24 protein-coding genes and 1 pseudogene are annotated in these 24,956 nt (G+C 54.1%); 16 read left to right on the top strand and 9 right to left on the bottom strand.

Annotated features, from left to right (window positions below):
- Positions 1 to 23 precede the first annotated feature (23 nt).
- The gene (locus E2L00_RS11330) at positions 24 to 308 is read left to right on the top strand and encodes a DUF2502 domain-containing protein (RefSeq protein ID WP_167611320.1); all 285 of its coding nucleotides are present in this window, start codon (positions 24 to 26) and stop codon (positions 306 to 308) included.
- Between the two features lie 193 nt (positions 309 to 501).
- On the opposite strand, the gene yaaA is transcribed toward E2L00_RS11330, so the two are convergent.
- Both yaaA and E2L00_RS21600 read right to left on the bottom strand, forming a co-directional pair.
- The gene (gene yaaA, locus E2L00_RS11325) at positions 502 to 1,275 is read right to left on the bottom strand and encodes a peroxide stress protein YaaA (protein WP_167611317.1); all 774 of its coding nucleotides are present in this window, start codon (positions 1,273 to 1,275) and stop codon (positions 502 to 504) included.
- A gap of 327 nt (positions 1,276 to 1,602) precedes the next feature.
- Positions 1,603 to 1,908 (bottom strand): annotated as a pseudogene (locus E2L00_RS21600) (alanine:cation symporter family protein); the annotation flags it as partial.
- Between the two features lie 261 nt (positions 1,909 to 2,169).
- On the opposite strand from E2L00_RS21600, the gene tal reads away from it, so the two are divergent.
- The 3 genes from tal to E2L00_RS11305 all read left to right on the top strand — a co-directional run bounded on the left by tal (position 2,170) and on the right by E2L00_RS11305 (position 5,270).
- Positions 2,170 to 3,123, top strand: coding sequence for a transaldolase (tal, locus tag E2L00_RS11315; RefSeq protein ID WP_167611314.1), 954 nt, complete (start codon positions 2,170 to 2,172; stop codon positions 3,121 to 3,123).
- A 108-nt stretch (positions 3,124 to 3,231) separates the two neighbouring features.
- Positions 3,232 to 3,819, top strand: a complete 588-nt coding sequence (mog, locus tag E2L00_RS11310; RefSeq protein ID WP_167611311.1) for a molybdopterin adenylyltransferase — start codon at positions 3,232 to 3,234, stop codon at positions 3,817 to 3,819.
- A 125-nt stretch (positions 3,820 to 3,944) separates the two neighbouring features.
- On the top strand, positions 3,945 to 5,270 hold the full coding sequence (locus tag E2L00_RS11305) for an MFS transporter (RefSeq protein WP_167611308.1): 1,326 nt from the start codon (positions 3,945 to 3,947) through the stop codon (positions 5,268 to 5,270).
- Positions 5,271 to 5,318: 48 nt separating this feature from the next.
- On the opposite strand, the gene satP is transcribed toward E2L00_RS11305, so the two are convergent.
- Entirely contained in the window at positions 5,319 to 5,885 is a 567-nt protein-coding gene (gene satP, locus E2L00_RS11300; protein ID WP_167611305.1) for an acetate uptake transporter, read from the bottom strand.
- A 297-nt stretch (positions 5,886 to 6,182) separates the two neighbouring features.
- Here satP and dnaK point away from each other — a divergent pair, with 297 nt between their 5' ends.
- The 4 genes from dnaK (at position 6,183) to nhaR (ending at position 11,635) form a co-directional block, all read left to right on the top strand.
- Positions 6,183 to 8,099: a molecular chaperone DnaK gene (dnaK, locus tag E2L00_RS11295; protein WP_167611302.1), complete on the top strand. Its 1,917-nt coding sequence runs from the start codon at positions 6,183 to 6,185 to the stop codon at positions 8,097 to 8,099.
- Between the two features lie 85 nt (positions 8,100 to 8,184).
- A complete protein-coding gene (dnaJ, locus tag E2L00_RS11290; protein WP_167611299.1) occupies positions 8,185 to 9,315 on the top strand; it encodes a molecular chaperone DnaJ in 1,131 nt (376 codons plus the stop codon).
- 207 nt (positions 9,316 to 9,522) lie between these two features.
- Positions 9,523 to 10,686 (top strand): Na+/H+ antiporter NhaA, encoded by a 1,164-nt coding sequence (nhaA, locus tag E2L00_RS11285; protein ID WP_167611296.1) that lies wholly within the window; start codon positions 9,523 to 9,525, stop codon positions 10,684 to 10,686.
- A 61-nt stretch (positions 10,687 to 10,747) separates the two neighbouring features.
- Complete coding sequence (gene nhaR / locus E2L00_RS11280) at positions 10,748 to 11,635, top strand: transcriptional activator NhaR (protein ID WP_167611293.1); 888 nt, start codon at positions 10,748 to 10,750, stop codon at positions 11,633 to 11,635.
- Between the two features lie 68 nt (positions 11,636 to 11,703).
- On the opposite strand, the gene rpsT is transcribed toward nhaR, so the two are convergent.
- Entirely contained in the window at positions 11,704 to 11,967 is a 264-nt protein-coding gene (gene rpsT / locus E2L00_RS11275) for a 30S ribosomal protein S20 (RefSeq protein WP_039897887.1), read from the bottom strand.
- Positions 11,968 to 12,294: 327 nt separating this feature from the next.
- On the opposite strand from rpsT, the gene ribF reads away from it, so the two are divergent.
- From ribF to E2L00_RS11235, 8 genes are all read left to right on the top strand, one after another.
- Complete coding sequence (gene ribF / locus E2L00_RS11270) at positions 12,295 to 13,227, top strand: bifunctional riboflavin kinase/FAD synthetase (protein ID WP_167611290.1); 933 nt, start codon at positions 12,295 to 12,297, stop codon at positions 13,225 to 13,227.
- 41 nt (positions 13,228 to 13,268) lie between these two features.
- Positions 13,269 to 16,085, top strand: a complete 2,817-nt coding sequence (gene ileS / locus E2L00_RS11265) for an isoleucine--tRNA ligase (RefSeq protein ID WP_167611288.1) — start codon at positions 13,269 to 13,271, stop codon at positions 16,083 to 16,085.
- A complete protein-coding gene (lspA, locus tag E2L00_RS11260) occupies positions 16,085 to 16,591 on the top strand; it encodes a signal peptidase II (protein ID WP_167611285.1) in 507 nt (168 codons plus the stop codon). The genes ileS and lspA overlap by 1 nt, the downstream gene beginning before the upstream one ends.
- A 3-nt stretch (positions 16,592 to 16,594) precedes the next feature.
- On the top strand, positions 16,595 to 17,065 hold the full coding sequence (fkpB, locus tag E2L00_RS11255) for an FKBP-type peptidyl-prolyl cis-trans isomerase (protein WP_167611283.1): 471 nt from the start codon (positions 16,595 to 16,597) through the stop codon (positions 17,063 to 17,065).
- Positions 17,046 to 17,996, top strand: a complete 951-nt coding sequence (gene ispH / locus E2L00_RS11250; RefSeq protein ID WP_167611281.1) for a 4-hydroxy-3-methylbut-2-enyl diphosphate reductase — start codon at positions 17,046 to 17,048, stop codon at positions 17,994 to 17,996. Before fkpB ends, ispH begins: the two co-directional genes overlap by 20 nt.
- A gap of 71 nt (positions 17,997 to 18,067) precedes the next feature.
- Entirely contained in the window at positions 18,068 to 18,985 is a 918-nt protein-coding gene (gene rihC, locus E2L00_RS11245) for a ribonucleoside hydrolase RihC (protein WP_167611278.1), read from the top strand.
- A gap of 103 nt (positions 18,986 to 19,088) precedes the next feature.
- Complete coding sequence (locus E2L00_RS11240) at positions 19,089 to 19,652, top strand: glucose-6-phosphate isomerase family protein (protein WP_167611275.1); 564 nt, start codon at positions 19,089 to 19,091, stop codon at positions 19,650 to 19,652.
- Complete coding sequence (locus tag E2L00_RS11235) at positions 19,645 to 20,427, top strand: glucose-6-phosphate isomerase family protein (RefSeq protein ID WP_167611272.1); 783 nt, start codon at positions 19,645 to 19,647, stop codon at positions 20,425 to 20,427. Before E2L00_RS11240 ends, E2L00_RS11235 begins: the two co-directional genes overlap by 8 nt.
- A gap of 37 nt (positions 20,428 to 20,464) precedes the next feature.
- Here E2L00_RS11235 and E2L00_RS11230 read toward each other — a convergent pair whose 3' ends face one another.
- From E2L00_RS11230 to E2L00_RS11210, 5 genes are read right to left on the bottom strand one after another with little or no spacing between them, the layout of a single operon-like run.
- Positions 20,465 to 21,280: a PTS system mannose/fructose/sorbose family transporter subunit IID gene (locus tag E2L00_RS11230; protein ID WP_167611269.1), complete on the bottom strand. Its 816-nt coding sequence runs from the start codon at positions 21,278 to 21,280 to the stop codon at positions 20,465 to 20,467.
- Positions 21,280 to 22,074 carry a PTS mannose/fructose/sorbose/N-acetylgalactosamine transporter subunit IIC gene (locus tag E2L00_RS11225; protein WP_167611266.1) on the bottom strand — a complete coding sequence of 265 codons (795 nt, stop codon included), beginning with the start codon at positions 22,072 to 22,074 and terminating at the stop codon, positions 21,280 to 21,282. Before E2L00_RS11225 ends, E2L00_RS11230 begins: the two co-directional genes overlap by 1 nt.
- Before the next feature lie 11 nt (positions 22,075 to 22,085).
- Entirely contained in the window at positions 22,086 to 22,580 is a 495-nt protein-coding gene (locus tag E2L00_RS11220) for a PTS sugar transporter subunit IIB (protein ID WP_167611263.1), read from the bottom strand.
- A gap of 9 nt (positions 22,581 to 22,589) precedes the next feature.
- On the bottom strand, positions 22,590 to 23,018 hold the full coding sequence (locus tag E2L00_RS11215) for a PTS sugar transporter subunit IIA (RefSeq protein WP_167611260.1): 429 nt from the start codon (positions 23,016 to 23,018) through the stop codon (positions 22,590 to 22,592).
- Positions 23,019 to 23,020: 2 nt separating this feature from the next.
- Positions 23,021 to 24,769: a class I mannose-6-phosphate isomerase gene (locus E2L00_RS11210; RefSeq protein WP_167611257.1), complete on the bottom strand. Its 1,749-nt coding sequence runs from the start codon at positions 24,767 to 24,769 to the stop codon at positions 23,021 to 23,023.
- Positions 24,770 to 24,956: the final 187 nt, after the last annotated feature.

Raw genomic sequence — 24,956 nt, 5'->3', positions numbered from 1 at the left:
CATGAATGTGTTAAGGAGTACTTATGTTGAAACCTATCGTTCTGGCGTTATCGATTCTGGCGGTGACTCCTCTGGCCGTGCAGGCCGCTGAAATAACCCTGGTTCCGGCGGTGAAGCTGCAAATCGGCGATCGGGATGATCATGGTAACTACTGGGATGGCGGCCACTGGCGCGACCATGGCTGGTGGGGTAATCATTATGAGTGGCGCGATAACCACTGGCGTCCGCATGGCGGCCCCGATCGCCATTACGATCGTCACGACTATCGTGATAATGACCACGATAACGGCCACCGGAACCATCACTAAAGAAACGCCAGCGTAAAGCTGGCGTCAGGTTGCTGACAAAGAAGGAAAAAGCGTGATTCTTCCTTCTTTGTGATTAATGGCCGAAAATCAATGGATTGATTTTGCTGTTAATTTTAGGTTGACATTTTTCAGAACTTCGTAAGCTATAAAATTTGTCATCGGTCTGACGCCAGCGTAAAGCTGGCGTTTTGTTTTACTGCTCGTGACGCTTAAACACCAGTTCGTTTTTAGCCGATGCCGCTTCATCAAAGAAGTAGCCATCGATATTAAAGGCGCTTAGCTGTTCAGGCCGGGTGAGCCGGTTTTCAATGATGTAACGGCTCATCAGCCCACGCGCTTTCTTGGCGTAGAAGCTGATAACTTTAAATTTGCCGTTCTTCTCATCGAGGAAGACAGGCTTAATAATTTCAGCCTGCAATTTCTTCGGTTTTATCGCTTTAAAATATTCGTCTGAAGCCAGGTTTATCAGAATATTATCGCCCTGATCTGCCAGCGTCTGGTTCAGCTTCTCGGTAAGGGTATCACCCCAGAAATGGTAAAGGTCTTTGCCCTGCGGATTCTCCAGGCGAATTCCCATCTCCAGACGGTAAGGCTGCATCAGATCCAGCGGACGTAGCACGCCATACAATCCCGACAGCATACGTAAATGCTGTTGGGCAAAGTCAAAATCAGCATCGCTAAATTTTTCAGCCTGTAAGCCGGTGTACACATCGCCCTTAAAAGCCAGAATAGCCTGGCGCGCGTTCTGCGGCGTGAAATCCGGGTGCCATTCGTGGAAGCGGGTTTCGTTGAGGGAGGCCAGTTTGTCGCTGATGCTCATAAGCGAGGCAATTTGCGGCGCGCTGAGCTTGCGGGCAATACCGATTAACTGCTGCGAATGCTCCAGCAGTTCCGGTTGAGTGTAGCGATCGGTTGGCAGAAGGCTTTGGTAATCAAGCGTTTTAGCGGGTGAAATAACAATCAGCATGTTCGCTCCTTGCAAATTATGCCGCCTACTTTAACAAATTTCCCGAAAGTATCCGCCAATGGATGCGATTAGCGCCGGTTTTTAGTGACGCTAATGTCGTTGCACACGCCCGAAGCCAGCTGGTTTTTGATTTCGGGAAACGATCAGGATCAAGAGTGAAGACGAGCAGAAAGATGAAAAAAGCGATAATTCCCGTCGGCATCGCCTGGCCTGACGTAAACGCCAGCAACTCTGAAGCCGCTTCCTGCCAGCAGGATACCCACCCAGGTTTTCGGCACGGCAAAGGCATGGCTTGCCGCATTGGCAATGAAGTTTGCCTGTATGGCGTTTATAGAGCTGCGCTAGGGAACATTCTGCAAAGGAAGTCACCATGCCGATGAGGGCCACTACCCACCTCCAGAAAATCGCGCCGGGGCCGCCCATCGTTAGCGCCAGCGCAACGCCTGCGATATTGCCGCTGCCGACGCGTGCGGCAAGGCTTGTACAAAGCGCCCGGAAGGGGGAAATCCCCGCGCTGTCGTGAGAGGGCTGTGTCCTGATAAACGAGCGAAACTGGATAAAATAGCGGAACTGGACAAAACCACAGCGAAAAGTAAACCAGATGCCCGCGCCGGTAAGCGGGTAGAGCAGCAATGATCTTCACAATATGTTGTTGATAAATTGCAGAAAATGGATAGTTAACGTACCTTTTGTCAAAGCTTGACAGGACCGGGCGGATAGCGTCGTTAACGCGCAATTCATAATAACGCTTGCAAATATTTCAGGCGGTTTATCATATTTGCGTCAGCCTCCTGGCGGCGTGTTGCTACGGTTGCACCTGACTTGCGTCGTGATATCATCAGGCAAGACCGGTTACATCTCCCTAACAAGCTACACCTGACGAGAAACACTATCATGACGGATAAATTGACCTCCCTGCGTCAGCTAACCACAGTGGTTGCTGATACCGGAGATATCGCGGCAATGAAGCTCTACCAGCCGCAGGATGCTACGACTAACCCTTCCCTGATTCTGAACGCAGCGCAAATCCCTGAATACCGCAAACTGATTGACGATGCGGTGGCGTGGGCGCGTGAGCAGAGCAGCAACCGTGAACAGCAGGTTGTGGACGCCACCGACAAGCTGGCGGTAAACATTGGTCTGGAAATCCTGAAACTGATCCCGGGCCGCATTTCTACAGAAGTTGACGCTCGTCTGTCCTATGACACTGAAGCCAGCATCGCGAAAGCAAAACGTCTGATTAAGCTCTACAACGACGAGGGCATCAGCAACGATCGTATCCTGATCAAACTGGCTTCTACCTGGCAGGGCATCCGCGCTGCTGAGCAGCTGGAAAAAGAAGGCATCAACTGTAACCTGACCCTGCTGTTCTCCTTTGCTCAGGCGCGTGCTTGCGCAGAAGCAGGCGTGTTCCTGATCTCTCCGTTCGTTGGCCGTATCCTCGACTGGTACAAAGCTAACACCGATAAGAAAGAGTACGCGGCTTCTGAAGATCCGGGCGTGGTGTCCGTAGCTGAAATCTATCAGTACTACAAACAGCACGGCTACGAGACCGTGGTGATGGGCGCAAGCTTCCGTAACCTTGGCGAAATTCTTGAGCTGGCCGGCTGCGACCGTCTGACCATCGCTCCAGCGCTGCTTAAAGAACTAGCAGAAAGCGAAGGCGCGGTTGAGCGTAAACTGGCGTACAGCGGCGAGGTGAAGGCCCGTCCTGAGCGTATCACCGAATCCCAGTTCCTGTGGCAGCACAACCAGGATCCAATGGCCGTTGATAAACTGGCTGACGGTATCCGCAAGTTTGCAATCGACCAGGAAAAACTGGAAAAAACGATCGGCGATCTGCTGTAATCATTGACGTGGCCGGGGTTCCCGGTCACGCTTTTTAGCGTTATCCCCTGTCTGCAATTCCCTTCGCCGTGTATCATTCCGCCTAAGATTTGACTCCCAGGGAATGATATGAATAACTTACGCATTGGTTTAGTTTCCGTCTCTGACCGCGCCTCAAGCGGCGTCTATCAGGATAAAGGCATTCCGGCACTGGCTGCCTGGCTTGAGCGTACGCTTACCATACCTTTTCAGATTGAAACTCGCCTGATTCCAGACGAACAGTCGATAATCGAACAAACGCTTTGCGAACTCGTCGATGAAATGACCTGCCACCTCGTGCTGACGACCGGCGGAACCGGCCCGGCTCGCCGCGACGTTACCCCGGATGCAACGCTTGCGATTGCCGACCGCATAATGCCCGGCTTTGGCGAGCAGATGCGGCAAATAAGCCTGCATTTTGTGCCGACGGCAATCCTTTCTCGCCAGGTGGGAGTGATTCGTAAACAGGCGCTGATCCTCAATCTGCCGGGCCAGCCGAAATCCATTCAGGAAACGCTTGAAGGCGTGAAAGATGAGAGCGGTAAAGTAATTGTGCCCGGTATTTTTGCCAGTGTACCTTATTGTGTACAGCTGCTGGACGGGCCATATATTGAAACCGATCCGACAGTAGTAGCAGCTTTTCGTCCCAAGAGCGCTATACGCGAGACAAAATCCTAAAGTTATGGCGTTTATGACATAAGATGCAGTGCCTGTGGAGTGCCGATATTTAACCGTTATAGTAATGTTTGCTTTACAGCTAAACGGCAATAATTATCACACTCCTCTTTGACGCGCGGTTCCTTATGGCCATACAAAAAGCAACGACATCACCAGCAAGACCTCTGAACCGTCAGGATTACAAAACCCTGACTCTCGCCGCCCTCGGCGGCGCGCTCGAATTCTACGATTTTATTATTTTTGTTTTTTTCGCCACGGTCGTCGGCGCGCTCTTTTTCCCGGCGGATATTCCGGAATGGCTGCGCCAGGTGCAAACCTTCGGGATTTTTGCCGCTGGTTATCTGGCTCGACCGCTGGGCGGCATCGTGATGGCTCACTTTGGCGATCTTGTCGGGCGCAAGAAAATGTTCACGCTGAGCATTCTGCTGATGGCCCTGCCGACGTTGGCGATTGGCTTGCTGCCGACCTACGCCACGCTTGGCATTGCGGCTCCGCTGTTACTGCTTCTGATGCGTGTCCTTCAGGGCGCTGCGATCGGCGGTGAAGTGCCTGGCGCATGGGTATTCGTTGCCGAGCACGTGCCTTATAAACGTATCGGTATCGCCTGTGGAACGCTTACGGCCGGGTTAACCGTCGGCATTTTGCTGGGATCTGTCGTCGCAACGCTTATCAATACCTCCATGACACAGGACGCTATCCACGACGGCGGCTGGCGTATTCCGTTCTTCCTCGGCGGTATCTTCGGGCTGGTGGCGATGTATCTGCGTCGCTGGCTGCAGGAAACGCCCGTCTTTATTGAGATGCAAAAACGCAAAGCGTTGGCCGAAGAGCTGCCGCTCAAATCCGTTGTGGTTAAACATAAGAAAGCGGTGGTGGTTTCAATGCTCCTGACCTGGCTGCTTTCAGCGGGTATTGTGGTGGTTATTTTAATGTCGCCGACCTGGCTGCAAAAGCAGGTGGGTATTGCGCCTGCGCTGACGCTTCAGGCGAATAGTATCGCCACCGTTATGCTGTGCATCGGCTGTATTGCGGCGGGCCTGTTTGTCGACCGTATCGGTGCGAGCAAAACTTTTATTATAGGCGGCCTGCTGCTGGCCGTGTGTAGCTGGATGTTCTATCACCTTACCCCTGTTTATCCTGAATACCTGTTTATGCTGTACGGCCTGGTAGGGCTGAGCGTTGGGGTAGTCGGTGCGGTACCCTTTGTGATGGTGCGGGCATTCCCGGCAGAAGTGCGGTTTACCGGCATCTCTTTTTCTTACAATGTGTCGTACGCCATCTTCGGCGGCCTTACGCCAATCTTTGTTACCATGCTGATGGGCGTTTCCCCAATGGCGCCGGCCTGGTACGTGCTGGCGTTGGCGCTGGTTGGATTCGCACTGGGGATCTGGCTGCGCCAGGATTTGAATTACGAAGATGTGGTGGTGGAAAGGCCGCTGCAACATTCATAAAAAAAGCGGAGCCAGGCTCCGCTTGTCTTTTGCGGCTCAGGACAGGAATTAGCGCTTTTCACCGATTGGCAGCACGGTGCGGCCAAACTGCTCGTTGAGCATTTCGCCCATTGCCAGGTAAATAGCGCTTGCGCCACAAACCAGGCCGACCCAGCCCGCAACGTGAATAATGCTTTCGTTATTTACAAAGTGGCCGATGGAGAGCAGGGCAAACAGCACGGTCAGACTTGCAAATACGAACTGCAGCATACGTGCAGCCTGCAACGTGCCAAAGAACATGAACAGCGTAAATACGCCCCACGTGCCCAGGTATGCGCCCATGAAATTAGCATCGGCAGCTTCACCCGCGCCCATTTTCGGCAGCAGGATGATAGCGACCAGCGTCAGCCAGAAAGCGCCATATGAAGTGAATGCGGTCAGACCGAAAGTGTTCCCTTTTTTAAACTCCAGCAGGCCCGCGAAAATCTGTGCGATTCCACCGTAGAAGATTCCCATGGCGAGAATAATAACGTCAAAACCAAAAAAGCCTGCGTTGTGCAGGTTGAGCAAAATGGTGGTCATGCCAAAGCCCATTAAGCCCAGGGGAGCGGGATTAGCCAACTTAGTGTTGCCCATAGTTCCTCTGAAAATTCATCTGAAACGTAATATGAATAAAGACCACGCGGCCATTAGAGGGCTGCGGGGCGCGGCATCATAATCAGATGGCAGGCCGGAAACTATGATCTAAACGGGTATGAGGACGAAAATTTTTTTTGCTTTGCCCCTTGATGGCGGACAAGCCGACCCCATCTTGTATCCAACCGCAGTTGGCGGACCTGAAAAAAACGTGTTTGGGCAGTTGAAACGCACTTGTTTGCCCGCATAACAGGTTCACAACCACATGACGAACAAATTTTAAGTGGAGACGTTTAGATGGGTAAAATTATTGGTATCGACTTGGGTACAACCAACTCTTGTGTAGCAATCATGGATGGCAACACGGCACGCGTGCTGGAAAACGCCGAGGGCGATCGCACCACGCCTTCCATCATCGCATATACCCAGGATGGCGAAACTCTGGTTGGTCAGCCGGCTAAACGTCAGGCAGTGACTAACCCGCAGAACACCCTGTTTGCGATCAAGCGCCTGATTGGCCGTCGTTTCCAGGATGAAGAAGTACAGCGTGATGAAGCCATCATGCCGTACAAAATCATCGGCGCTGATAACGGCGACGCATGGATCGACGTTAAAGGCCAAAAAATGGCGCCTCCGCAGATCTCTGCTGAAGTGCTGAAAAAAATGAAGAAAACGGCTGAAGATTACCTGGGCGAGCCGGTAACGGAAGCGGTTATCACCGTTCCTGCCTACTTCAACGATGCGCAGCGTCAGGCAACCAAAGACGCCGGTCGTATCGCAGGTCTGGAAGTAAAACGTATCATCAACGAACCGACCGCAGCGGCACTAGCTTACGGTCTGGATAAAGAAGTTGGCAACCGTACTATTGCGGTTTACGACCTGGGCGGCGGTACGTTCGATATCTCTATTATCGAAATCGATGAAGTTGATGGCGAGAAAACCTTCGAAGTTCTGGCAACCAACGGTGATACTCACCTGGGCGGCGAAGACTTCGACAGCCGTCTGATCAACTACCTGGTGGAAGAGTTCAAGAAAGATCAGGGTATCGATCTGCGTAACGATCCGCTGGCAATGCAGCGTCTGAAAGAAGCTGCGGAAAAAGCGAAAATCGAACTCTCTTCTGCACAGCAGACCGACGTGAACCTGCCGTACATCACCGCAGACGCGACCGGTCCAAAACACATGAACATCAAAGTGACTCGCGCGAAGCTGGAATCCCTGGTCGAAGACCTGGTAAACCGTTCTATCGAGCCGCTGAAAGTTGCATTGCAGGATGCTGGCCTGTCCGTATCCGACATCCAGGACGTTATCCTGGTCGGCGGTCAGACCCGTATGCCAATGGTGCAGAAAAAAGTTGCTGAGTTCTTCGGTAAAGAACCACGTAAAGACGTTAACCCGGACGAAGCCGTGGCAATCGGCGCTGCCGTTCAGGGTGGTGTTCTGACGGGTGAAGTGAAAGACGTACTGCTGCTGGACGTTACCCCGCTCTCTTTGGGTATCGAAACCATGGGCGGCGTGATGACTGCGCTCATCAACAAAAACACCACCATCCCGACCAAGCACAGCCAGGTGTTCTCTACCGCTGAAGACAACCAGTCCGCGGTAACCATCCATGTGATTCAGGGTGAACGTAAGCGTGCGTCTGATAACAAATCTCTGGGTCAGTTCAACCTGGATGGTATCAGCCCGGCACCGCGCGGCATGCCGCAGATCGAAGTGACTTTCGATATCGATGCCGATGGTATCCTGCACGTTTCCGCGAAAGACAAAAATAGCGGCAAAGAGCAGAAGATCACTATCAAAGCTTCTTCTGGTCTGAACGAAGAAGAAATCCAGAAAATGGTCCGTGACGCGGAAGCTAACGCCGAATCTGACCGTAAGTTCGAAGAGCTGGTGCAGACCCGCAACCAGGGCGACCATCTGCTGCACAGCACCCGTAAGCAAGTTGAAGAAGCGGGCGACAAACTGCCGGCTGACGACAAAACTGCTATCGAGTCTGCGCTGACCGCGCTGGAAACTTCTCTGAAAGGCGAAGACAAAGCCGATATCGAAGCGAAAATGCAGGCGCTGGCGCAGGTTTCCCAGAAGCTGATGGAACTGGCTCAGCAGCAACACGCTGAACAGCAGGCGGGCAACGCGGCAGACGCGACTAACGCCGGCAAAGACGACGACGTTGTTGACGCTGAGTTCGAAGAAGTTAAAGACAAGAAATAATCGCCCTTTGAGCGGTTGAAACACTGGCACGGGCGTAGGAGTTTTCTCCACGCCCGTGCACGCATGTTAGGGGCAGAACAAAAAGATGGCGAAGAAAGACTATTACGAGGTTTTAGGCGTTCCGAAGTCTGCGGACGAACGTGAAATCAAAAAAGCTTACAAACGCCTGGCGATGAAATTCCACCCGGATCGTAATCAGGGTGACAAAGAGGCCGAAGGTAAGTTTAAAGAGATCAAAGAAGCCTACGAAATCCTGACCGACGAGCAAAAGCGTGCTGCGTATGACCAGTATGGCCACGCTGCGTTTGAGCAAGGCGGCATGGGCGGCGGCGGGTTTGGCGGCGGCGGTGCCGACTTCAGCGATATCTTTGGCGACGTATTCGGTGACATCTTTGGCGGCGGGCGCCGTCAGCGCGCCGCACGCGGTGCCGATTTGCGCTATAACATGGATTTAACGCTGGAAGAAGCGGTTCGCGGCGTGACCAAAGAGATCCGCATTCCAACGCTTGAAGAGTGTGACGTTTGCCACGGCAGCGGTGCGAAAGCTGGCTCCAAACCGCAGACTTGTCCAACCTGTCACGGCCAGGGCCAGGTGCAAATGCGCCAGGGATTCTTTACCGTGCAGCAGAGCTGTCCGCACTGTCAGGGCCGCGGCACCATTATTAAAGATCCGTGCAACACCTGTCATGGCCATGGCCGTGTAGAAAAAACCAAAACCCTGTCGGTGAAAATCCCGGCTGGCGTGGATACCGGCGATCGTATTCGCCTGGCAGGCGAAGGTGAAGCAGGCGAACATGGCGCGCCGTCAGGCGACCTGTATGTTCAGGTGCAGGTTAAGCAGCATCCAATCTTCGAGCGTGAAGGCAACAACCTTTACTGCGAAGTACCGATCAACTTTGCTATGGCAGCGCTGGGCGGTGAGATTGAAGTGCCGACGCTGGATGGCCGCGTAAATCTGAAAGTGCCGAGCGAAACGCAAACGGGTAAGCTGTTCAGAATGCGCGGCAAAGGTGTGAAATCCGTACGGGGTGGTGCACAGGGCGATCTGCTGTGCCGCGTCGTAGTGGAAACGCCTGTCAGCCTGAATGATAAACAAAAGCAGCTTTTACGCGATCTGGAAGAGAGCTTTGGTGGACCAAGCGGCGAGAAAAACAGCCCGCGCTCTAAGAGCTTCTTTGACGGTGTGAAAAGATTTTTTGATGATTTAACTAAATAAATCAGCGCATTGTGCAATAAAAATAAAAACCTGAATCGACAGCCTCGGTTCAGGTTTTTTTATTCGCGGCAGGTCGTTAAGCCTGTGGCGCTTTTAATTCGTTTTTACCGATCTGTTTCTGCCATATAAACTACTTTTATCGAAATATTTTGGCTGTTATTTTGGCGACCTGGTATCGGCTTAACCGCGTGTATACAGGATGAAAGAATGACGAAAATTCTACAACGCTTTTTCCATGGCGATGCCGCAAGCGGCATCCTGCTGATCTTTGCCGCCGTTATGGCGATGATTCTGGCTAACTTCGAATTCACCAGCGGCTTTTATCAGGCGTTTTTAGCCACGCCTGTTGAAGTGCGCATTGGTTCTCTGGATATCAGTAAAAATCTGCTGCTGTGGGTGAACGACGCTTTGATGGCCATCTTCTTTTTGATGATTGGTCTGGAAGTAAAACGTGAAATGGTTGAAGGCTCCCTGGCAAACCGCCGTCAGGCCGCTTTCCCGATGATTGCAGCGCTTGGGGGCATGATTGTTCCCGCCGCTATCTATTTAATTTTCAACTATCAGGATCCTATTACCCGTGAAGGATGGGCCATTCCGGCCGCGACGGATATCGCCTTCGCGCTGGGTATTCTGGCGCTGCTGGGCAACCGCGTGCCTGCCGCTTTAAAGGTATTCCTGATGGCGCTGGCCATTATCGATGACCTTGGCGCCATCATTATTATCGCCCTGTTTTATACCAGCGATCTCTCTTTACTGTCGCTGGCGGTGGCCGCAGGAGCGATTGCGGTGCTGGCTTTGCTGAACGTCTGTAACGTCCGCCGCACGGGCCTGTATATTCTGGTGGGCATTGTGCTGTGGACGGCGGTGCTGAAGTCTGGCGTTCACGCAACGCTTGCCGGGGTGATTATAGGTTTCTTTATTCCGCTGAAAGAAAAAGAAGGCCGATCGCCTGCGCGTGAGCTGGAACATGTACTGCATCCGTGGGTGGCATTCTTAATACTGCCGCTGTTCGCGTTTGCCAACGCAGGCGTCTCCTTAAACGGCGTGACGTTTGAAGGATTAACGTCGCTGCTGCCGATGGGCATTATTGCTGGCCTGTTTATTGGTAAACCGCTGGGCATCAGCCTGTTCTGCTGGGCTGCATTAAAGCTCAGGCTGGCGAGCCTGCCGGAGGGAACAACGGGAAAAGACATTATGGCCGTGGGCGTGCTGTGCGGGATCGGCTTTACTATGTCGATCTTCATCGCTTCACTTGCCTTTGGCAGCGTTGATCCGGAGCTTATTACCTGGGCTAAACTCGGTATTCTTCTGGGGTCGCTGCTTTCCGCCGTGGTGGGCTACAGTATGTTAAGAAGCCGTTTTTCAGCGTGATTTTCACGCTGACGGCGGGTTGCCGTCTGCTAGTGGATATTTCTCAGGGAGTGAAAGCCGCGTGTCGCATATCAATTACAACCATCTCTACTATTTCTGGCACGTCTGCAAAGAAGGGTCCGTGGTGGGTGCGGCGGATGCGCTTTATCTGACGCCACAAACGATCACCGGCCAGATAAAAGCGCTGGAAGAGCGGCTGGACGGTAAGCTGTTTAAGCGCAAAGGACGCGGGCTGGAGCCTTCCGAACTGGGGCAGCTGGTATTTCGTTACGCGGACCGTATGTTCACCCTAAGCCAGGAAATGCTGGATATCGTTAACTACCGCAAAGAGTCCAGCCTGCTGTTTGACGTTGGCGTTGCTGACGCGCTTTCCAAACGGCTGGTGAGCGGCGTGCTGGATGCGGCGGTGGTGGAGGATGAACAAATTCATCTGCGCTGTTTTGAATCCACTCACGAAATGCTGCTGGAGCAGCTCAGCCAGCACAAGCTGGATATGATTATTTCCGACTGCCCGATTGATTCGACGCAGCAGGAAGGGCTGTTCTCGGTCAAAATTGGCGAGTGCGGTATCAGCTTCTGGTGCCAGAATCCGCTGCCGGATTTACCTTTCCCGGCCTGTCTTGAAACGAGACGTTTATTGATACCTGGCCGACGATCAATGCTCGGACGTAAAATCCTTAACTGGATTAACGGGCAGGGTCTGAAGGTGGAAATACTCGGTGAGTTTGACGATGCCGCGCTGATGAAAGCATTTGGTGCCGCGCATAACGCCATTTTCGTTGCGCCCACGCTTTATAGAAAAGATATTTATAACGACGACAGCATCGTTGAGGTCGGGCGGATTGAGAATGTGATGGAAGAATATCACGCTATTTTTGCAGAGCGCATGATTCAGCACCCGGCGGTGCAGCGCGTCTGTAAAAGGGATTACTCGGCGCTTTTTAAGTAAGCGCTAAATTTCAGGCATAAAAAAACCGGCGCGAGCCGGTTTTTTTCAAGCTGACAACACAAAGGCGATTAAGCCAGTTTGTTGATTTGCGCAGTAAGGTTAGCCTTATGACGCGCAGCTTTGTTTTTGTGGATCAGACCTTTGCTAGCCTGACGATCCACGATTGGTTGCATTTCGTTAAATGCTTTCTGTGCAGCAGCTTTGTCGCCAGTTTCAATCGCTGCGTATACTTTCTTGATGAAAGTACGCATCATAGAGCGACGGCTTGCGTTGTGCTTACGAGCCTTTTCAGACTGTACGGCACGTTTCTTAGCTGATTTGATATTAGCCAAGGTCCAACTCCCAAATATGATCTATGTGGACAATTCAAAGGCCGAGGAATATGCCCGGTTAGCCTTCTTTTGTCAATGGATTTGTGCAAATAAGCGCCGTTAAACTTACGACACCTCTTACGTTGTGATGGCGCGGATTCTACCAGCTTCATGGCTATGAATACAGCCTTTCGCTAACAAAATTCGTTCAATGGCGCGCTTGAATGCTGAAACTCTCCTTCAGCGCAATGAAATCCTTAAAGCTTTATGCCAAAGGGGGCAATCGTTGGTTAACGTTCATCGCGGTAGTTGGTATAATCCGCCGATTTCCACTGTTTTGAGCCAGCCATGAAGCTGATACGCGGCATACATAATTTGCGCCAGAATCACCACGGGTGTGTCCTCACCATTGGTAATTTTGATGGCGTGCATCGAGGCCACAAGTCTCTGCTACAAGGGCTGTGTGCCCAGGGGCGTGCGCGCAATCTTCCGGTGATGGTCATGATCTTCGAGCCACAACCGCTTGAGCTTTTTGCTGCTGGAAAATCCCCCGCGCGCCTGACAAGGCTGCGCGAAAAGCTACGTTACCTGGCCGAATGCGGCGTGGACTACGTGCTTTGTGTTCGGTTCGATCGTCGCTTTGCCGCCCTGACGGCGCAAAATTTTGTCAGCGATCTGCTGGTTGACCGCCTCGGGGTAAAGTTTCTCGCCGTCGGGGACGATTTCCGCTTTGGCGCTGGTCGCCAGGGGGATTTCTTGTTATTACAGAAGGCTGGCCAGGAATACGGTTTTGACGTCACCAGTACGCAAACCTTTTGCGAAGATGGCGTGCGCATCAGCAGCACGGCGGTTCGCCAGGCGCTGGCGGATGACAACCTTGAACTGGCCCAGAGCCTGCTAGGGCATCCGTTTATCATCTCCGGGCGCGTCGTTCACGGTGATGAATTAGGCCGTACCATCGGCTTCCCGACGGCGAATTTACCGCTGCGTCGTCAGGTTTCCCCGGTTAAAGGGGTCTTTGCGGTAGAAGTAGCGGGCCTCGGCGATAAGCTGTTGCCTGGCGTGGCCAATATCGGCACCCGCCCAACGGTTGCGGGGATGCGCCAGCAGTTAGAAGTCCATTTGCTGGACGTTGCAATGGACCTGTATGGGCACCATATAGATGTGGTGCTGCGTAAAAAAATACGCAATGAACAGCGGTTTGCCTCGCTTGATGAACTCAAGGCGCAAATCGCAAAAGACGTGGTAACAGCCCGCGAGTTTTTCGGGTCAAAAGCCTGAGCAGACTTTCCTCAACACCGAAATACGGAACCGAGAATCTAATGAGTGACTTTAAATCTACCCTGAACCTGCCGGAAACAGGGTTCCCGATGCGCGGCGATCTCGCCAAACGCGAACCGGGCATGCTGGCGCGCTGGAATGGTGATGACCTGTACGGCATCATCCGTAATGCAAAAAAAGGCAAAAAATCCTTTATCCTGCATGATGGCCCTCCCTACGCGAACGGCAGCATTCATATTGGTCACTCGGTTAACAAGATTCTGAAAGACATTATCGTGAAGTCCAAAGGGCTTTCCGGTTTTGATTCTCCGTACGTTCCGGGCTGGGACTGCCACGGTCTGCCAATCGAGCTGAAAGTAGAACAGCTTATCGGCAAGCCGGGCGAGAAAGTCTCTGCGGCGGAGTTTCGTGCAGAATGCCGTAAATACGCGGCAGAGCAGGTTGATGGTCAGCGCGCGGACTTCATCCGTCTGGGCGTGCTGGGCGACTGGTCACGTCCGTATCTGACCATGGATTTCAACACCGAAGCGAACATCATCCGTGCGCTCGGTAAAATCATCGGTAACGGCCATCTGCATAAAGGGGCGAAGCCGGTGCACTGGTGTGTCGACTGCCGCTCAGCGCTGGCTGAAGCGGAAGTGGAGTACTACGACAAAACTTCCCCGTCTATCTTCGTTAACTTCCAGGCAGTTGATGCCGAAGCGGTAAAAGCCAAATTTGGTGCGACGCAGGTTAACGGTCCGGTTTCGATGGTTATCTGGACCACCACGCCGTGGACGCTGCCGGCTAACCGTGCCGTTTCCCTGCATGCTGAATTCGAGTACGTGCTGGTGCAGGTTGATGGCCAGGCGCTGATCGTGGCGAAAGATTTGCTCGAAAGCGTGATGAAAAGTGCGGCTATCAGCGACTGGCAGGTGCTGGGCACCGCGAAGGGCGCAGAGCTGGAGCTGATGCGCTTTAAGCATCCGTTCCTGGATTTCGACGTGCCGGTAATTCTGGGCGAGCACGTTACGCTGGAAGCCGGTACCGGTGCGGTTCATACCGCCGGTGGCCACGGCCCGGACGACTACGTGATCAGCCAGAAATACGGCCTGGAAATTGCTAACCCGGTTGGTCCGGACGGTTGCTATCTGCCGGGGACTTACGAAGGGCTGGACGGCATTCAGGTGTTTAAAGCCAACGATCTGATCGTTAATATTCTGCGTGATAAAGGCGTTCTGCTGCACGTTGAAAAACTGCTGCACAGCTACCCGCACTGCTGGCGTCACAAAACGCCGATCATCTTCCGTGCAACGCCGCAGTGGTTCATCAGCATGGATCAAAAAGGCCTGCGCGAGCAGTCTCTGAAAGAGATCAAGAGCGTGCAGTGGATCCCTGAATGGGGCCAGGCGCGTATCGAGTCCATGGTGGCGAACCGCCCGGACTGGTGTATCTCTCGTCAGCGTACCTGGGGCGTACCGATGTCTCTGTTCGTACATAAAGAGACCGAAGAGCTGCATCCGCGCACGCTGGAGCTGATGGAAGAAGTCGCTAAGCGCGTAGAACAAGATGGCATCCAGGCGTGGTGGGATCTCGACCCGCGCGACATCATGGGTGACGACGCCGACAATTACACCAAAGTGCCGGATACCCTGGACGTCTGGTTTGATTCCGGTTCAACGCACTCATCCGTTGTTGATGTGCGCCCGGAATTCAACGGCCACGCGGCGGATATGTATCTGGAAGGGTCGGATCAGCATCGCGGCTGGTTCATGTCTTCCCTGATGATTTCCACCGCCATGAAAGGCAAAGCGCCATACCGTCAGGTATTAACGCACGGCTTTACCGTGGATGGTCAGGGCCGCAAAATGTCCAAATCCATCGGTAACACCGTTTCTCCGCAGGATGTGATGAACAAACTGGGCGCGGATATCCTGCGTCTGTGGGTGGCCTCTACCGATTACACCGGCGAAATGGCGGTTTCTGACGAAATCCTCAAACGTGCCGCTGATTCCTATCGCCGTATCCGTAACACCGCGCGTTTCCTGCTGGCGAACCTGAACGGGTTTAATCCAGAAACCGACATGGTGAAACCGGAAGATATGGTTCGGCTCGATCGTTGGGCCGTTGGCTGCGCGCAAGAAGCGCAGGCCGATATCCTGGCTTCCTACGAAAAGTATGACTTCCACGAAGTGGTGCAGCGCCTGATGCGTTTCTGCTCCATTGAAATGGGTTCGTTCTATCTCGACATTATCAAGGATCGCCAGTACACCGCGAAAGCGGAAAGCCGGGCGCGCCGCAGCTGCCAGACCGCGCTGTTCCATATCGCAGAAGCGCTGGTTCGCTGGATGGCGCCAATCATGTCCTTCACCGCAGACGAAATCTGGGGTTACCTGCCGGGTAAACGCGAGCAATACGTCTTTACCGGCGAGTGGTACGAAGGCCTGTTCGGTCTTGCCGACAGCGAAGCGATGAACAATGACTTCTGGGACACGCTATTAACGGTGCGTGGCGAAGTGAACAAAGTCATTGAACAGGCGCGTGCTGATAAGCGCGTTGGCGGTTCTCTGGAAGCGGCGGTAACGCTGTATGCAGACAGCGAACTGGCGGCGAAGCTGAACAGCCTCGGCGAAGAATTACGATTTGTCCTGTTGACCTCCGAAGCCGAAGTTGCGGATTATGCGCAGGCGGGTGACGACGCGCAACAGAGTGAAATCGTTAAGGGTCTGAAAGTCGCCTTGCGTAAAGCCGACGGTGAGAAGTGCCCGCGCTGCTGGCACTACACCAAAGATGCCGGTCAGGTAGCGGAACACGCAGAAATCTGCGGCCGCTGTGTCAGCAACGTAGCCGGTGACGGCGAAAAGCGTAAATTTGCCTGATGAGTAAACCGATTCTTTCTACCGGCCTGCGCTGGCTGTGGCTGGTGGTCGCGGTGCTGATCGTCGATCTGGGCAGCAAGTATCTTATTCTCCAGCATTTTATGCTGGGGGATACCGTATCGCTGTTCCCGTCGCTGAATCTGCACTACGCCCGTAACTACGGCGCGGCATTTAGCTTCCTTGCCGATAAAGGCGGCTGGCAGCGCTGGTTCTTCGCGGGTATCGCTATTGGTATCAGCGTGGTGCTGGCAGTGCTAATGTATCGCGCCAAAGCGAGCCAGAAGCTCAATAATATCGCCTATGCTTTAATTATCGGCGGCGCACTGGGCAACCTGTTTGACAGGCTCTGGCATGGTTTTGTGGTCGATATGATCGACTTCTATGTTGGCGACTGGCACTTTGCCACCTTCAATCTGGCCGATACGGCAATCTGTATCGGCGCGGCGCTGATTGTGCTGGAGGGATTTTTTGTCTCCTCCAACAAGCCCGCAAAGCAAAAAGGGTAACCAATGGCTGATTCCATACAGGCCAACAGCCGGGTTCTGGTGCATTTCACGCTGAAACTCGAAGACGGCTCCACCGCTGAGTCCACCCGTAACAACGGTAAGCCGGCGCTCTTTACGCTTGGCGATGAAACCCTGTCGCCGGGCATGGAAGATCAGCTTGTCGGTCTGAAGGCCGGCGATAAAAAAGCCTTTTCTCTGGCGCCAGAATCCGCGTTTGGTATACCCAGCCCGGACATGATCCAGTATTTCTCGCGTCGCGAATTTGTCGACGCGGGCGAGCCGGAGCCGGGTGCGATTATGCTTTTCACCGCAATGGATGGCAGCGAGATGCCGGGCGTCGTGCGTGAAGTCAACGGTGATTCCATCACCGTTGACTTTAATCACCCGCTCGCCGGGCAAACCATCCATTTTGATATCGAAGTACTGGAAGTTAACCCGGTACTGGAGGCGTTGAATGCAGATCCTGTTGGCTAACCCACGCGGCTTTTGTGCCGGGGTCGACCGCGCTATCAGCATTGTGGAAAACGCGCTGGCCCTGTACGGCGCGCCAATTTATGTTCGTCACGAAGTGGTACATAACCGCTATGTAGTGGATAGCCTTCGCACGCGCGGGGCGATTTTCATCGAGCAAATCAGCGAAGTGCCGGACGGTGCGATTCTGATTTTCTCCGCGCATGGGGTTTCCCAGGCGGTACGCAACGAAGCCAAAGGCCGTGATTTAACGGTGTTTGATGCCACCTGCCCGCTGGTCACCAAGGTGCATATGGAAGTGGCGCGCGCCAGCCGTCGTGGCGAAGAATCCATTCTGATTGGCCATGCAGGCCATCCGGAAGTGGAGGGCACCATGGGCCAGTACAGCAACCCGAAAGGGGGAATGTACCTGGTTGAATCACCGGAAGATGTCAGCAAGCTGGATGTGAAAGATGAGGCCCGGCTTTCGTTTATGACGCAGACCACGCTCTCCGTGGATGATACTTCCGATGTGATTGACGCGCTGCGTCACCGCTTCCCGAAAATTATCGGTCCCCGTAAAGACGATATTTGCTACGCCACCACCAACCGTCAGGAAGCGGTGCGTGCGCTGGCTGATGAAGCGGATGTGGTGCTGGTGGTTGGCTCGAAAAACTCGTCCAATTCCAATCGTCTGGCCGAGCTTGCGCAACGTATGGGTAAAGCGGCATATCTGATTGACGATGCGGCGGATATTCAGGAAGGCTGGGTAACGGCCGCGAAATGTGTCGGCGTTACCGCTGGCGCCTCCGCGCCTGATATCCTGGTGCAAAACGTGCTTGCCCGCCTGCGTGAACTGGGCGGCAGCGAAACCCGCGAGCTGACAGGGCGCGAAGAGAACATCGTTTTTGAAGTGCCGCGTGAGCTGCGTATGGATGTTCGTGAAGTAGAGTAACGCAGGCCGCTAACAAAAATGCGAAGATGCCGGATGATGAAAATCGTCTGGCATTTTTTATGGAGGAAAGCATGAGCAGAACCCCAATCATTCTTGATACCGATCCCGGTATCGACGACGCGGTGGCGATTGCCGCCGCGCTCTTTGCGCCGCAGCTTGATGTAAAGCTTATCACCACCGTTGCCGGCAATGTCTCGGTAGAAAAAACCACGCGTAACGCGCTGCAACTTATGCATTTCTGGCAGAAAGATATCCCTGTCGCACAGGGTGCTGCCACGCCGCTGGTGCGTAAGCTGCGCGATGCCGCTTATGTGCATGGCGAATCCGGCATGGAAGGCTACGCTTTCGTTGAGCATTCACGTAAGCCGCTCGACATGCCCGCTTTCGAGGCGATTTACCGGTGCCTTTATAGCAGCGACGAGCCCGTTACGCTGGTCACCATCGGCCCGCTGACCAACATCGCGCTGTTGTTAATGCAATACCCTGACAGCAAGACAAAAATCAAACGGCTGGTAATGATGGGCGGTTCCGCCGGACGGGGCAACTTCACCCCAACCGCCGAATTTAATATCGCCATTGACCCGGAAGCCGCCGCGCGCGTATTTGATAGCGGGCTGGATATCGTTATGTGCGGGCTGGACGTGACTAATCAGGCGATGCTTAGCCCTGACTATCTGCAACAGCTTCCACAGCTTAATCGGACCGCAAAAATGCTCCATGCGTTATTTAGTCACTATCGTAGCGGCAGCATGGCAACTGGTTTGCGCATGCACGATCTGTGCGCGATTGCCTGGTTAATTAAGCCGGAGCTGTTCCGCATGCAACCCTGTTTTGTGGCGGTGGAAACGCATGGTGAATATACGGCGGGCACAACGGTTGTGGATATTGAAAACCGCTACCAGCAACAGGCCAATGCGCAGGTTGCGCTGGATTTAGACGTACCGGCATTCCGCGCCTGGGTAGCCGACGTGCTGGCGCTGGCGCCGTAATTTTTAAACGCGACAGGGATCGCTGTTTTCCGTTCCGGGCGTTGGGTTAATCGTTTAACCTATTATACTGGTCAGGCAGTTCTCCTTGGGCCGGAGAAAAACGATGAACATTCCTTCAAGCATGCCACCGGGCGTGGCGTTCCTGTCCGGCCAGTTCACGGCTGAAAATGGTATTAAAAAAATCACGCGCTGCGGCGATCTGAGCGGCGTCTTTTACGATCGGGCCGCATGGCAAGCGATCCCTGTCGATACGCCTGTTTACCGGGTCGAAATGCTACGTTCTCCGCAGGGCGAAGGTGAACTGTTTGTAGGCATCACGCACCTGCAGCCGGGCCGTGTAGGCGACGAGTTTTATATGACCCGCGGTCATTTCCATCAGCGTCGCGAGCAGGGTGAGGTCTATTTTGGGCTGCGCGGTACGGGTCTGCTGCTTTTGCAAAACGAACAGGGCGTAGCGCGCCTCGAACAGATATCGCCTGGCTCCGTCCACATCATTCCCGGCTTTACCGCTCATCGCCTGATTAACACCGGCAGCGAGGTGCTTTCCGCACTTGCCGTCTGGCCGAGCGTTGCCGGGCACGACTACGCAGCGCTGGCGCACGGCTTTGCGTTACGAGTGATTGAGCAGGACGGCAAAATTCAGGCGAAAGAGGTGCAGCATGGCTGAACAACGCTTTAATTTTGGTCTCGATATGACAATCCATCATTCGCCGATGGGATTCAGCTATGGCGAAGAGACGATCGGCCCGCTGCCGGAGATCCGCAAGCTCAATCAGATCCGCGCTTCGCTTCGCGATCCGCAATGCGCCGGCCCTGAGGACGTTTATGCCATCGTTATGGATGTCTCCCGGCTTAAGGATCGCGAAGAGCTCAAAAAGCGTATGCTGCTGTTTGGTGTGGTGACGTATGCAAGCGGGCGGCTGGGCGATGAGCCCATTCGTAGCCAGGGCCATATCCACCGCATCAGCGCGCACAGCGGCTGGTCGCCGCCGGAGCTGTATGAAATCTGGCAGGGTAAGGCGATTATCTATATGCAGGAATACGTTGCCGACGATCCTGGCCGCTGCTTCGCCGTCTGTGCCGGGCCTGGCGAAAAGGTGCTGGTGCCGCCGGGTTGGGCGCATGCGACCATTTCCGCCTCGCCGGACGAACCGCTGACGTTTGGTGCCTGGTGTGACCGAGAATACGGGTTTGAATACGATGCGGTGCGGGCATACAAAGGGCTGGCGTGGTATCCGCTCTTGCAGGATGAACATATTGCCTGGCAGCATAACCGGCATTATATGCCGGGCCGATTACAGGTGGTTTCACCGCGTAGCTACGCTGAATTTGGTATAACCGATGAGCCGCTGTATCAGCAGTTTATTGCGGACCCGGCACGCTTCCAGTTTATTTCGAAGCCGGGGATCGCCACGCAGAAATGGGTGAATTTTCATCCTTAACGATTAATGGGTGGCGCGAAGCCACCCATTAAATTCATTAAGCAAACAGCCCTGCCGCCACACCCGCTGCGGCGAGCACCAGCAACAGCAGCATTGCCTTCACCGGTGAGAGACCGCGTTTCGCCATCAGATACCAGCTGCCAATCACCACGAGAAGCGGCAGAAGCTGCGGGAATATTCCATCCAGCATCTGCTGCAAATGAATGTTCACGCCGTCTTTGGTGACGAATTCCAGCCCGGTGCCAAGCTTCACGTAGCTTGCCGCCACGCCGCCCATCACGAAGACGCCAAGCAGCGATAGCGCTTCACGCAGGCGTGTTGATTTGCTGCTGACCAGCATCTCAACGGAGGTCGAGCCCATGCGGTAGCCCTTCAAAAACAGGAACCACGAGCCGGGGATGATAATGGCAAGCCAGGCAACGCAGTAAAACAGCGGCCCGAGAATATTGCCGCCCGCCGCCAGCGCCATGCCGATACTCAGCAAAATAGGGATCAGCATGCCGGGGATCATCGAATCACCGATACCGGCAACCGGACCCATCAGGCCCACTTTCAGGGTGTTGATGGTTTCGCCGTCTATCGGTTCTCCGTTCGCGCGCTTCTCTTCAAGCCCCAGCACCATGCCATTTACAATCGCGCCTAGCTGCGGCTCGGTATTGTAGAATGACGCGTGGCGCCTGAGCATATCTTTGCGCTCCTGCTCGTCGGGATAGAGCTTTTTCGCCACCGGCAGCATGCTCAGACAAAAACCAAAGGACTCAAGGCGTTCAAAGCTCATGGACGAGAGGTTGTACATCATCCAGCTACGCCAGCAGCGCCTGAGATCCTGGCGGGTGAGTTTACGTTCTGCCATCAGAATTCATCCTCGTCGTCAGCCGGTCTGACCGCGCCTGCCGCGTGCGGTTCCGGTTTGTAGTTATAATGGATAAGCGCCAGCAGCGCCCCGACAATCACCAGCGCCACCATATTGAGCTTCAGGAAGACAATGCAGATGAAGCCCACCAGGAAGTAAATCAGCATGCTGTAATTTTTGATTATCTGCTTAAGCAGGATAGCGATACCTACCGCAGGCAAAATGCCGCCGAGCACGTTCATTGTCGACAGCACGATATGCGGCAGGCTGTCCATAAAGGCGCTGATGTACTGCGCGCCGAAATAGACGGCGATAAACGTCGGAATAAAGCGCATCAGGAAGTTGGTGACCTGCGGCCAGATAGCGCTGTTGAGGTAAATACCGCGCTCGTCGCCTTTTTCCAGCGCGACGTCTGCCCGGTGGTTCCACCACGAATTAAGAACCAGCATGGCGTTGAACAACACGGTGCCCGCAATGCCGATGGTTGCCGCCAGGGCGACAGCCACTTCCGGCCCTTTGTCAGATAAAATGCCCAGCGCGATTGCCGGAAAAGCGACAAAGTTAAGATCGGCGGGCATGGAGCCTCCGGGGGTTACCATCGCGATGTAGACCGCCTGCACGGCCACGCCGATGATAATCCCGGTTTGTACATCGCCGAGAATAAACCCGACTAACATTCCTGAAACCAGCGGGCGGGTAATTAAATACCAGCCTCCGGTAAGGCCCAGCAGCCATGGGCTGCTAAGCGCACCGAGGTAACAAAGAATGCCGATTAATGCAGCTTCAAAAGCCATAATGCATCCCTCTATTTAATTTTAAGACGCGCGTCCTGCCAGCTATAGCTGCTGGCGTCCGGCACCAGGCGAAACTCAACCTGATGGCCGCGTTGCGACAGAAAATCAAACGCTGCCGCCTCTTCCGGGCTTACTGACTGATTAGGTCCGATGGTGGTAGTCCCGGCGCGGGCGCTCATCGGCCCGACGTTAATTTTGCGATTGGCGTTTTGCAGGCTGACGCCCGCTTCTTCGATGCGTTTGAGCGTGACGGGCGATTTGCCTATCACGAAATAACGCTTTTCGCTGGCAATGATTTTCGGCAGCTTTTCGATAGCCGTGGCGGTATCAAACAGCCAGACTTTGATATCCTGCACCGCGCCCTTCATTACCGAAGAGAGCAGCGGGTCGGCGGCAACCGCGTCATCGATGGCAACGATGCCGTCGCACGGTAACTCTTTCGCCCAGCGGGTGACGAGCTGGCCGTGAATTACCCGGTCGTCAATGCGTACAAAGGAAATGCTCATCGTTCCCCCTTAAAAATCATCGGATTGTGTTGTTTCAACCAGGCGGGCCTGCACCACTGCGTCTTTAGCCTGTTCGAGTAGTTCAGCAGCGGCTTGCCTGACGTCCTGGAAATCTTTTATATCGTCGCTTAACAGCAGCATTGGGAAATTGACGCCGCCAAGCACCGCCACCGGCGGCGTGGTATCAGGATCGAAGGCATGGTGGCAGGCTACGTTCCAGGGCGTACCGCTTTGCAGGTCGCACAGCACCAGCACGCCGTCGGCCTTTTTGCTGGCCTGATGAAGCACCGCTGCGAACTCATCGCGGAAACTGTTAATCCCTTTTGTTTCACTCAGCATGACCGGAAAGACGTGCGGCAGTTCGCCATACACCATACGGGCGCTGGCGAGCATGCCTTCCGCCAGCGGGCCGTGCGTAGCAAGAATTACGTTGATCATATCTATCCCCTTACCCAGGCTTTCATAGTGGCGAGCTGCTGTCCGACGCTTGCGCCATGAGGTGAAATACGGTATTCGCCCACCGCCGCAGGAACGATAAAGGTTTCGGCGTAGTGCACGACAAAAGGTTCGAAGGCGTTTTCCGGGCTTTCTACCAGCGCTTCGCTGCCTTCCACGAGGTTAAGCACGTTGACGCCGCCCTGCGTGTGGTGAAGAACCGGTTTGCTGAACCAGTGGCGGCGGGTTTCGATAAACTCGCGTTCGTGCAGACCGGTACGCTCTTCGCGCCAGCCGTCCCCTGCGGCGATCGGCTCAAAATGATTGACCAGATGCTCCGTTACCCATTGGGTATCGCGCTGCCAGTCGATAACTTCCGCCCCGTGCTCCAGATGCACCGGACGCGGCAGGCCATCCAGGCCCAGACGCCCCCAGTCCCACAGTTTGAACGTGAAAATATACGGTGTGGCGCTGATTTCCAGCACCATCGCGCCGGTGCCGGAACAGTGCACCGTGCCTGCCGGGATGAGGAAATGATCGTGCTTGCGGGCCGGGAAACGGTTAACGAATTTTTCATCATCAAAGGCTTTTTCTCCGCGCTGGGCACTCGCCAGATCGTCGAGCATTTCCTGCGGATTAATACCCGTTTTGGTGCCCAGATACACTTCTGCACCCGGTTCGGCTTCCAGCAGGTAATAGCTTTCGTCTTGGGTGTAATGCATGCCAAAGTGCTGCTGGATATATTCGGTAAGAGGATGAACCTGGAAGCTAAGATTCTGCCCGCCGATGGTATCGAGGAAATCAAAACGGATCGGGAATTCTGCGCCAAAGCGCGCATGGACCTTTTCGCCCAGCAGCGGGCGCGGATGGAGCAGTACCAGATCCTGCGAGGGGATCTCGATCCGCACATCACCAAAACGCAGTAACAGGCTGTTCTCCTCGGGCACACAGTCAAAACACCATGCGTAGTTTGGCTTTGAGGGATCGAGAGTAAACTTGTCTTTCATCCATTGTCCGCCCCAGACGCCCGGGTCGAAGAACGGCACCACGCGGAACGGCCGCTGCGTGGTTTTTTGTAAGGCGTGACGCAACGCTTCCCCGCTGACCATGGCCGGGGCGTTCGCCGTATTGGTATCAAGCAGGAAATCGGCACGTTTAAGCAGCGGCGTTTTATGACGGTCAAACACGCGCCACTCAATGAAAAAAGCACGCTTATAGCGACGCAGAATATCTTCGCTTTCGTTGTTGGCGCCCCAGTTGCCCAGTTCACCGCTGCGGAAGCGCTGCTGGATTTCCCAGCGTGCCAGATCGGCATAAATAAGAATATCGCCCTCATGAACAAGCGCCGCTCCCGGACCGTAAACCACCACCAGGCCTTCCGTGACGTTATCGACCTCACGCCGTGCCTGTGCAAGTTTGTCAGGACAGAAAAATTCATTGAGCTGATGGCAGGAAAGGACGCCGAATACCCGATCATCCGTGAGATTCTGCGCCAGTAACTCATGCAGATGCTGTTCGCTAAGGCGTGCGGTTTCGGCATTGATAAGCAGCGCAGGGCTAAGATGCGTTATTAAGTGTTCGTACAGTTCTTCATGGCGCACGCCGGGGTAGCATTCTATCACCAGCACGGTTTTACCCTGGCCGGGCAAACGCCGTTGCACGGCTTGCGCTATATCGTTCCAGCTTTGCCAGGCCTGGTGCTCGAATCCCGCGATGCGTACTTCAGGATATTTATCGTATGACGCGTGTTGCATAAATGTCTCCTGGAGTTGATAGCTAAAGATTAATCGATTAACCGTCTATGAACACGGTGGTAAACGCGATTAACCTGCCACTTTTAGCAATCAAGGCGCGAAGGAGCCATTATCTGTGACGGCTTTCACAAGTAAAAATGCATCTTTTGGGTTATTCGATTAATCTCTTTGCATTCGTTTCGTTTGA

This window comes from Cedecea colo (assembly GCF_011808225.1).
In the GTDB taxonomy this organism is placed as follows: Bacteria; Pseudomonadota; Gammaproteobacteria; order Enterobacterales; family Enterobacteriaceae; genus Dryocola; species Dryocola colo.
This window is presented reverse-complemented; position numbering and strand designations above follow the sequence as displayed.